We start from the raw sequence: 8,557 nt of genomic DNA, 5'->3' as shown, positions 1-8,557 counted from the left end.
AGTCTCGAGCGCTGTTCGCGCGGCCCTCCAGGGGCCGCGCTCGAGCGCGCCAGCGCTCCAAAAATACAGCCCAATACCTTTGTGGTGCACAAAACCCCGAGAGAGTTCCTCACGGCTGAGAGCCCGGCAGAGTGACGCACTCGAGTAGCCCCATGTGGCCGAGTTCCCGGCAGACGACGGCCCCCAGATCAAGCAGAAACCGCGACGGACCGCGCACCCGCCAACGCCGTCGCCCACCAAAACAGCTGATCGAGCATCACTTTCGCCGCAGCCTCGAACCCCTCAGGCTCACGCAGCCGACCATCCTCGTCGAACAACAGGTAGTAACGAGGGAACGACACATAATCCCGAACAGTATGTGCGTTGAGTTCGTTGAAAACCTGACGCAAATGTTCGATAGCAAGCACACCCCCGGTCCCCCCGCTATACCCGACAAACCCGATCGTCTTGCGATCCCACTGAGTGAAATGCCAGTCGATAGCAGTCTTGAGAGCCGACGGATAACTCCGGTTGTACTCGGGCGTCAGAACAACATAAGCCTCGGCAGCAGCAAGCCGATCGGACAACGCCACCATCCCGGAGGGCCGCTCAGGATCAGGGTCCATCGCAGGTGGAACCGCAGGCAGTTCGGCCGGAAGATCGAACTCCGCCAGATCGATCACATCGACATCGAACCGATCGTCGACCTGCGCGGCGAACCAGTCGGCGACCACAGGCCCGAACCGCCCGTCGCGGACGCTGCCGATGATGATCGCGAGTTTCAATGCGGACACGGTGTGCTCCTCAGAATCGTCGGTGCCGGCCCGATCGGCCGGTGCAACCCAATGTCGTCGCTCGGCGACCTGGCAGGGAGACCACGCTGAGAGTGGTAGTGGCACGGCCACTCTCGCCGCCGCGAGGCTCGGTACCGTCGGTGCGGTGAGCGACAACGAACTCGGTCTGTTCCTGCGCACCAAGCGCGAGTCGGTCTCCCCCGCGGAGGTCGGTCTGCCGGCGGGCGCGCGCAGGCGGACACCCGGTCTGCGCCGCGCCGAGGTGGCGATGCTGTCGGGTGTGAGCGTGGAGTATCTGATCCGGCTCGAGCAGGGACGCGACCGGCATCCCTCGCCGCCGGTGCTGTCGGCGCTGGCCGAGACGCTGCGGTTGACTCCACGCGAACGGGTGCATCTGCATCAGCTCACCAAGGGCATGTCCGGTTTCAGCTGCGGAGCGGCGGAGAACGGACCCAATCGCACGGTGCGCCCGACTGTCCGCGCGATCCTCGACCAGCTCGAACCCGCGCCCGCCGCGATCACCAACCGGTTCACCGAGGTGCTCGCCTGCACGGAGGGCTACCGCAGGCTCATGGGGCCAAGCGGCCTGTTCGACCAGGGCGAACCCGCCAATATCGCGCGATTCGTCTTCACCCATCCCGGCGCGCGCGAGCTGTACCCGGACTGGGATCAGGCGGCCGACAAGCTGGTCGCGTCGCTGAAACAGGGCCCGTTCCGCGCCGATCCGATGGTCGCCGCGCTGGTCGACGAACTCACCGTCACCGCGGGCTCCGCCTTCACCGACCGGCTCGCGCGCCTGCCCGGCCTGCCGCCCTCGGGTGGGATCAACCGGATCAGCCATCCCGAGACCGGTGAGCTGCGGTTGGCCTACGAATCGCTCGATCTGTCCATCGACGACGATCAGCAGCTCTACGTTCTGCTGCCCGCCGACGCGGCGAGCGCCGCCGCTCTGGACGACCTCGTCGGACGCCGCCCGGGTGGTCTGCGTGCCGTCGCGGGCTGACGTGGTGGTACGCGTGTTTCGCCGTGTCGGTGCCGACCGGTAACCTTGGACATCGTGCATCCTGACGTTATCGCCGACCTCGCCGAACTCGACACCACGCTCAAGACGGTCGAGTCGGTCCTCGATGTCGAGGAGCTGCGCCGCCGCATCGATGAACTCGAGCACCAGGCCGCCGATCCCGAACTCTGGAACAACCAGGAGCACGCCCAGCAGGTGACCAGCGAGCTGTCGCATGCCCAGAGCGAACTGCGCCGGGTGGAAGACCTGCGCCAGCGGCTCGAGGACATGCCGGTGCTCTACGAGCTCGCCGAGGCCGAAGAGGGCGCCGCCGCAACCGAGGCCCTCGCCGACGCCGACGCCGAACGGGCGTCGCTGCGCGAGGACATCGAGGCGATGGAAGTACGCACCCTGCTCTCGGGCGAGTACGACAAGCGTGACGCGCTGGTCAACATCCGCTCCGGTGCCGGTGGTGTCGACGCCGCCGACTGGGCGATGATGCTGATGCGCATGTACATCCGCTGGGCGGAGCGCCACAAGTACAGCGTGGAGGTCTACGACACCTCCTACGCCGAGGAAGCGGGCATCAAGAGCGCCACCTTCGCGGTGAAGTCGCCGTATGCCTACGGCACGCTGTCGGTCGAGATGGGCACCCACCGCCTGGTGCGGATCAGCCCGTTCGACAACCAGGGCCGCCGCCAGACCTCCTTCGCCGAGGTCGAGGTGCTGCCCGTGGTGGAGACCACCGACCACATCGAGATCCCCGACGGCGACATCCGGGTGGACGTGTACCGCTCCTCGGGCCCCGGTGGACAGAGCGTCAACACCACCGACTCGGCGGTTCGCCTGACCCACATCCCCACCGGCATCGTCGTGACCTGCCAGAACGAGAAGTCGCAGCTGCAGAACAAGATCTCGGCCATGCGCGTGCTGCAGGCCAAGCTGCTCGAGCGCAAGCGCCAGGAGGAGCGGGCCCAGATGGACGCGCTCAAGACCAACGAGGGCGCCTCGTGGGGCAACCAGATGCGCTCCTACGTGCTGCATCCGTACCAGATGGTCAAGGATCTGCGCACCAACTACGAGGTCAACAACCCCTCGGCGGTGCTCGACGGTGACATCGACGGATTCATCGAATCCGGAATCCGTTGGCGCATGCGCGAACAGGCCGACGCATAGCCAGCGATTCGCTCGCCGATGGTGTCGTTGTTCACGTTTGACGACGCGCCGTGACCGGCCTGTAACCTTTCTGGTGTGTGTTCGAACGGACCGGAACTGTGCCTGCGCGCGCCCCACGGGGCGACGCGATGAACGCTGTGCTCGCGATGAACGGTGGTACGGAGATCACCGCCTGGCTGCGTTCCAGCGGCCTGGAGATCGTCCTACTAGTCGTCGGGGCGATGCTGTTCGGCCGGTTCGCGGCGTTCGTGCGCGACCGGGTGACCACCAAGATCGATGCCTCGTTCCACTCGAGCGACGCCCTTGTCCGCACCGAGGCGGCCAAGCACCGGCACGCGCTCGCCCAGGTCATCACCTGGGTGGTGCTGACCATCGTGTATGTGCTGGTGGGCATGGAAGTTCTTCGGCGCCTGGGCTTTTCGGTGACCGGCCTCGTCGCGCCCGCGGCGGTGCTCGGTGCGGCGCTCGGTTTCGGTGCCCAGCGCATCGTGCAGGACATCCTCGCCGGGTTCTTCCTCATCACCGAACGCCAATACGGGTTCGGTGACGTGGTGCAGATCGCGGTCACCGGCTCGGCCGAGCCGGCCGAGGGCACCGTCGAGGACGTGACCCTGCGCATCACCACGCTGCGCAACGCCGACGGCGAGGTGATCACCATCCCCAACGGCCAGATCGTGAAGGTGACCAACCTGTCCAAGGACTGGGCGCGCGCCGCGATCGATGTGCCGGTGTCGGCCCAAGCCGACATCAACAAGATCAACGAGGTGCTGCACGAGGTGTGCACCAAGGCCTACCAGGACGCCCGCCTGAAACCGCTGCTGCTCGACGAGCCTTCGGTGATGGGCGTGGAGGATCTGTCGCTCGACGAGATGAACATTCGGATGGTTGCCCGCACATTGCCAGGCAAACAATTCGAGGTGGGGCGTGAGCTGCGCGTGCGTGTGGCCGCCGCCCTGCGTAAGGAAGGAATCAGTGAAACCGCGTAAGTCCACGGCGATCTTGATCGCCACCTGGGTGTCGACCTTCGTCGTCTACCTGTTCGTGAAGCCGGCCGACGGCACGACCACCGAGCCGGTGACCCTGATCAATTCCGTCCCGTCCTGGGTGAATCCCACCCAGTAGCGCCCCGCCGACGTCGTCGGGGCACCCGTCACGAGCAGCCCGCTGGCTACACTGGCTCCTCGTGATCACCATGCGCAACGTTTCCAAGTCGTACAAAACGTCGACGCGGCCGGCGCTGGACAACGTCTCCGTCGAGGTGGACAAGGGCGAGTTCGTTTTCATCATCGGCCCGTCCGGTTCCGGCAAGTCGACGTTCATGCGGCTGCTGCTCAAGGAGGAGGCGCCGACCTCCGGGGAGATCCGGGTGGCCGATTTCCGGGTCGACCGGTTACCGGGGCGCAAGGTACCGAAGTTGCGCCAGCGCATCGGGTGCGTGTTCCAGGATTTCCGGCTGTTGCAGCAGAAGACCGTGGAACAGAACGTGGCGTTCGCGCTGGAGGTGATCGGCAAGCGCCGTCAGTTCATCGAGCGGACCGTGCCCGAGGTGCTCGACATGGTCGGGCTGGGCGGCAAGGGCAACCGGTTGCCCTCGGAGCTGTCCGGCGGTGAGCAGCAGCGCGTGGCGATCGCGCGCGCGTTCGTCAACCGGCCGCTGGTGCTGCTCGCCGACGAGCCGACCGGCAACCTCGATCCCGAGACCAGCGCCGACATCATGGCGCTGTTGGAGCGGATCAACCGGGTGGGCACCACGGTGCTGATGGCCACTCACGACAATCACATCGTCGACGCGATGCGCAGGCGGGTGGTGGAACTCGACCACGGCAGACTCGTGCGCGACGAGGCGACCGGTGTCTACGGGGTGGGGCGATAATGCGACTGAGTTTCCTGTTCACCGAGGTCGCCGACGGCCTGCGCCGCAACCTGACGATGACCGTCGCGATGATCCTGACCACCGCGGTGTCGTTGATGATGCTCGGCGGCGGCATGCTGTCGGTGCGGATGGCCGACAAGACCGAGAACTTCTTCATCGGCCGCCTCGAGGTCCGTTTCTACCTCGACGATTCGGTGTCCGAGAGCGACCCCGACTGCGCCGCCGAGCCGTGCAAATCGCTGCTGGCCGACATGAAGCAGACCTCCGGAGTGGAGAGTGTGCAGTTCCTCAACCGCGCCGACGCGCTCGAGGAGGCCAAGAAGCTGTTCGAGGACCAGCCGGAGATGGTGCAGTACATCGCCGACTCTCCCCTGCCCGCCTCGCTGCGGGTGAAGATGACCGACGCCGACCAGTACCAGCACATCTACGACGCCTTCGCGACGCGGGAGGGTGTGCGGATCGTCGCCAACGACAAGGAGTTCGTCGACCGGCTGGTGAGCCTGTTCGACGGGTTGCGCAATGCCGCGTTCGGTCTGGCGCTCGTGATGGCGTTGGCCGCGATGCTGCTGGTGCTCAACATGGTGCAGATCGCGGCGTTCACCCGGCGCACGGAAGTCGGCATCATGCGCCTGGTCGGTGCGACGCGCTGGTATACGCAGCTACCGTTCCTGCTCGAGGCGGTCGCGGCCGCCTTCGTGGGTTCGGTGCTGGCGGTCCTCGGGCTGGTGATCGCGCGCCCGCTGGTGATCGACCGGGCGCTCGGCCCGCTGTTCGACAGCAATGTGTTCCCGCGCATCACCGGTGACGACATCGCGGTGGTCGCCCTGACGATCGCACCGGTCGGCATCGTCTTCGCGGCCGTCACGGCCTATCTCACGCTGCGGTTCTACGTACGCGAATGAGTTCGGCGCCGCCCTGGACGTCCGGGGCGGTGTCGGTGGTGCCACCCGAGGCGTGTCGGCCTAGCGGCTCGCACTCGGGATCGGTGCGCCGCTGTTCGCCAGGCTGGCGTCGAGCTGGGCCGCGAGGTGCGAACGCTGACGGTCGAGGTCGGCGATGCGGCGGTCCAGCTCGGCGGTCCGCTCGGCCATGATGCGCACCGACATCTCGCAGGCCTGGACCGGTCCGTCGTGCTCGGCGCACGGGAGCAGGTCGGCGATCTGCTCGGTGTTCAGGCCCGCCGCCAGCAGGTCGCGGATACGGGCGACTCGGGCGACCGCCGCCTCGGGATAGCTGCGATAGCCGTTGGTATCGCGGCGCGGTTGCAGCAGACCCTGTTCCTCGTAGTAGCGCAGCAGCCGGGTGGCGACCCCGGTGCGGTGCGCGAGTTCGCCGATCAGCATGTGATCACCGGCACGTTCGGCTTGACCTTCACACCCATGTCAATCCCTAACGTCGCCGTCATGACGACAATTCCGCTGCACACCACTGTTCACGGCTCCGGCCCCGGCATCGTGCTCGCCCACGGCGCGGGCGGTGGCATCGAGAGCAATTTCGGCCCCGTGATCCCCGCGCTGGCCACCGGTCACACCGTAGTCGCCTCGGACTACCCCGGCGACGACACCCCGTTGACCCTCGACGCCCTCGCCGACGCGCTCGTCGCGGCCGCCGTCGACGCCGGCGTCGAGACCTTCACCATCGTCGGTTTCTCCCTCGGCACCGCGGTGGCCGTGCGTGCCGCCGCCCGCCATCCCGAGCGGGTCACCGGGCTGCTGCTCACCGCCGGCCTGGCCACACCCGACCATCGCGCCCGCCTCGCCGTGCGGGCTTGGCAGGACCTCCTCGACCGGGGCGCGCACGAGGCGTTCGCCCGCCTGGTTCTGCTCACCGGCTTTTCCACCGACTTCGTGAACGGTCTGCCCGCCGACGTCGTCGACGATGTCGTCCGCCGGACCGCCGCCGCGATCCCCGGCGGGACCCGCGCGCAGGCCGTGCTGGTCGAAACCGTCGACACCACCGCCGATCTCGCCGCGATCGCGGTGCCGACGCTCGTCGTGGCGACCACCGCCGACCTGCTCGTCGACCCGGCGAACTCACGAACCCTCGCCGCCGCGATCCCGGGCGCGGAATACGCGGAGATCGCGGCCGGGCATGTGGTCATGGTCGAGCGGCCCGAGGAGTGGCAGAAACTGCTGACCGACTTCCTGGAACGGCACGGGCTCTGAATCCCACGACCTGAGCGAGTCAGCCGAGACTCCGCAGCTCCGGCCACACCTGTGACCAGGGACGAAGTGGATTGCCGCAGAGGAACATCGGTTCGCCCTGTTCGTCGTTGTCGATGCCCAGGCCGTTGTCGAGAACGCCCCGGGGCTCGACGCTCGCACAGAGCCCGGTGAGCCGCTCGCGATCGATGCCGACGGTGAGGACCTCCGTCGCCGTATCGGGCGGCGGGCCCCACCACCAGTAGGCGTTGTGGCCGGAATGCGGTGTGGGCAGGTCGTATTCGGTGCCGAAGTGTTCGACGGCGCCCGCCTCGCCGTAGTTGGCGGTGAGGATCGAAGCGCCGGGCGGATGGGCGGCGGCGATCTGTTCGACATAGCGTGGCCAGCCGATGGTTTCGCCCGCGTCGTAGTTGATCGCCAGGGTCGGCGAGTGTGGGACCGCCTCGATGGGTAGCACCGGGAGGAACAGCGAAGCGGACATGACCGCGTTGAGCGCGATCACAGAAGACACTGCGAACCAGCGCCTTCCCGCCTGCCCGAGCCATCCGGCCAGGCCGACCGATCCGGCCGCGAGCAAGATCGGATACATCCCGCCGAGGTAGTAGGCCTTGCCGCCGGTCACGAGGAACAGCACGAAAAGCAGGACGTAGGCCACCGCGAACGCGCGGTACCGCGAATGCCACAGCCGCCACAGCCCGTAGACCCACAGCGGCACCAGCAGCGGCCCGAACAAACCGAACTGCAAGAGCACGAACATGATCGGGGAATCCGAGGTCCCCGACGAACCGCCCGCGATGGCCCGGCTCAGCTCCCACTGCGGCCAGCCGTTGCGCGCCTGCCACCACAGATAGGGCACGGTCAGCAGCGCACCGACAACGACCGCACACGGAAAGAACTTGGTGGCAAACACGTTTCGCCGCCCCGTGAGCAGTAGGGCCACCATGACCGCCACGACCGGCACGATCAACAGCACCTTGTTCAGCAATCCGACGCCGACGAGCACGCCGATCAGCAGCCACCAGCGGGGATCACCGGTCGTGTCGCCGTCGACCGCTACCGACGAGGACGACGAGTCCCCCTTCGCCCGAAGCAGTTTCAGCACGAGCAGGCACACCAACGACCACACAGCGAGGTCGAACACGGTCGTGGTGAGCAAGTGCCCGACGCCCTGCACCAGCGCCGCGCTCGCGACCGCCGCGGCCGCCAGCGCCCGCGCGCCACGCCCACCACCCAATTCTTCCGCCATCCAGCCCGCGCAGACGACAACCACCACCGCGGCGACGACCGAGGGCAGCCGGAGCACCCACAGCGCGTCGGGGTCGATCGCCGACATCACCCGCGCGAGAAGCGGCACCAGCGGTGGTTGATCCGGATAGCCCCAGGCCAACCGCCTGCCCGCCGCGAGGAAGTACAACTCGTCGCGGTGATAGCCGTAGCGGCCCGAGGTCACCAGCAGGACGAGGGCGAAAACCGATACCAGGACGCGCACCTGTGCAGCGTGACAGAATCCGGCGATTTCCCGGTTCGTCCTTGCGCTTCTTACTCCGGAGTAAGATAGTCTTACCGAAGAGTA

Annotated in this window: 10 protein-coding genes; 7 read left to right on the top strand and 3 right to left on the bottom strand. The window is 67.1% G+C overall.

From position 1 onward, the window contains the following. Positions 1-188: 188 nt before the first annotated feature. A complete protein-coding gene (locus AB0I19_RS23890) occupies positions 189-773 on the bottom strand; it encodes an NAD(P)H-dependent oxidoreductase (RefSeq protein ID WP_357151273.1) in 585 nt (194 codons plus the stop codon). Positions 774-918: 145 nt separating this feature from the next. Between AB0I19_RS23890 and AB0I19_RS23885 the strand changes: the two genes are divergently transcribed. From AB0I19_RS23885 to ftsX, 6 genes are all read left to right on the top strand, one after another. Next, complete coding sequence (locus tag AB0I19_RS23885) at positions 919-1,776, top strand: helix-turn-helix transcriptional regulator (protein ID WP_357151271.1); 858 nt, start codon at positions 919-921, stop codon at positions 1,774-1,776. Positions 1,777-1,830: 54 nt separating this feature from the next. Next, positions 1,831-2,949 (top strand): peptide chain release factor 2, encoded by a 1,119-nt coding sequence (prfB, locus tag AB0I19_RS23880; RefSeq protein WP_067491755.1) that lies wholly within the window; start codon positions 1,831-1,833, stop codon positions 2,947-2,949. Between the two features lie 128 nt (positions 2,950-3,077). Beyond that, on the top strand, positions 3,078-3,935 hold the full coding sequence (locus AB0I19_RS23875; protein WP_067491648.1) for a mechanosensitive ion channel family protein: 858 nt from the start codon (positions 3,078-3,080) through the stop codon (positions 3,933-3,935). Beyond that, positions 3,922-4,071 carry a hypothetical protein gene (locus tag AB0I19_RS23870; RefSeq protein WP_157102088.1) on the top strand — a complete coding sequence of 50 codons (150 nt, stop codon included), beginning with the start codon at positions 3,922-3,924 and terminating at the stop codon, positions 4,069-4,071. The genes AB0I19_RS23875 and AB0I19_RS23870 overlap by 14 nt, the downstream gene beginning before the upstream one ends. Before the next feature lie 61 nt (positions 4,072-4,132). Continuing rightward, on the top strand, positions 4,133-4,822 hold the full coding sequence (gene ftsE, locus AB0I19_RS23865; RefSeq protein ID WP_067491646.1) for a cell division ATP-binding protein FtsE: 690 nt from the start codon (positions 4,133-4,135) through the stop codon (positions 4,820-4,822). Then, entirely contained in the window at positions 4,822-5,724 is a 903-nt protein-coding gene (ftsX, locus tag AB0I19_RS23860) for a permease-like cell division protein FtsX (RefSeq protein WP_357151269.1), read from the top strand. Before ftsE ends, ftsX begins: the two co-directional genes overlap by 1 nt. Before the next feature lie 60 nt (positions 5,725-5,784). On the opposite strand, the gene AB0I19_RS23855 is transcribed toward ftsX, so the two are convergent. After that, a complete protein-coding gene (locus AB0I19_RS23855; RefSeq protein ID WP_357151267.1) occupies positions 5,785-6,165 on the bottom strand; it encodes a MerR family transcriptional regulator in 381 nt (126 codons plus the stop codon). A gap of 60 nt (positions 6,166-6,225) precedes the next feature. On the opposite strand from AB0I19_RS23855, the gene AB0I19_RS23850 reads away from it, so the two are divergent. Beyond that, positions 6,226-6,987, top strand: a complete 762-nt coding sequence (locus tag AB0I19_RS23850) for an alpha/beta hydrolase (protein ID WP_357151265.1) — start codon at positions 6,226-6,228, stop codon at positions 6,985-6,987. Positions 6,988-7,006: 19 nt separating this feature from the next. Here the strand turns inward: AB0I19_RS23850 and AB0I19_RS23845 are convergent, their stop codons facing one another. Next, positions 7,007-8,473: a glycosyltransferase family 39 protein gene (locus tag AB0I19_RS23845; protein WP_357151263.1), complete on the bottom strand. Its 1,467-nt coding sequence runs from the start codon at positions 8,471-8,473 to the stop codon at positions 7,007-7,009. Positions 8,474-8,557: the final 84 nt, after the last annotated feature.

Source organism: Nocardia sp. NPDC050413 (assembly GCF_040655475.1).
Classification (GTDB): domain Bacteria; phylum Actinomycetota; class Actinomycetes; order Mycobacteriales; family Mycobacteriaceae; genus Nocardia; species Nocardia coubleae.
Note: the sequence above shows the minus strand (reverse complement) of the source record. Positions and strands in the feature narration are given on the sequence as shown.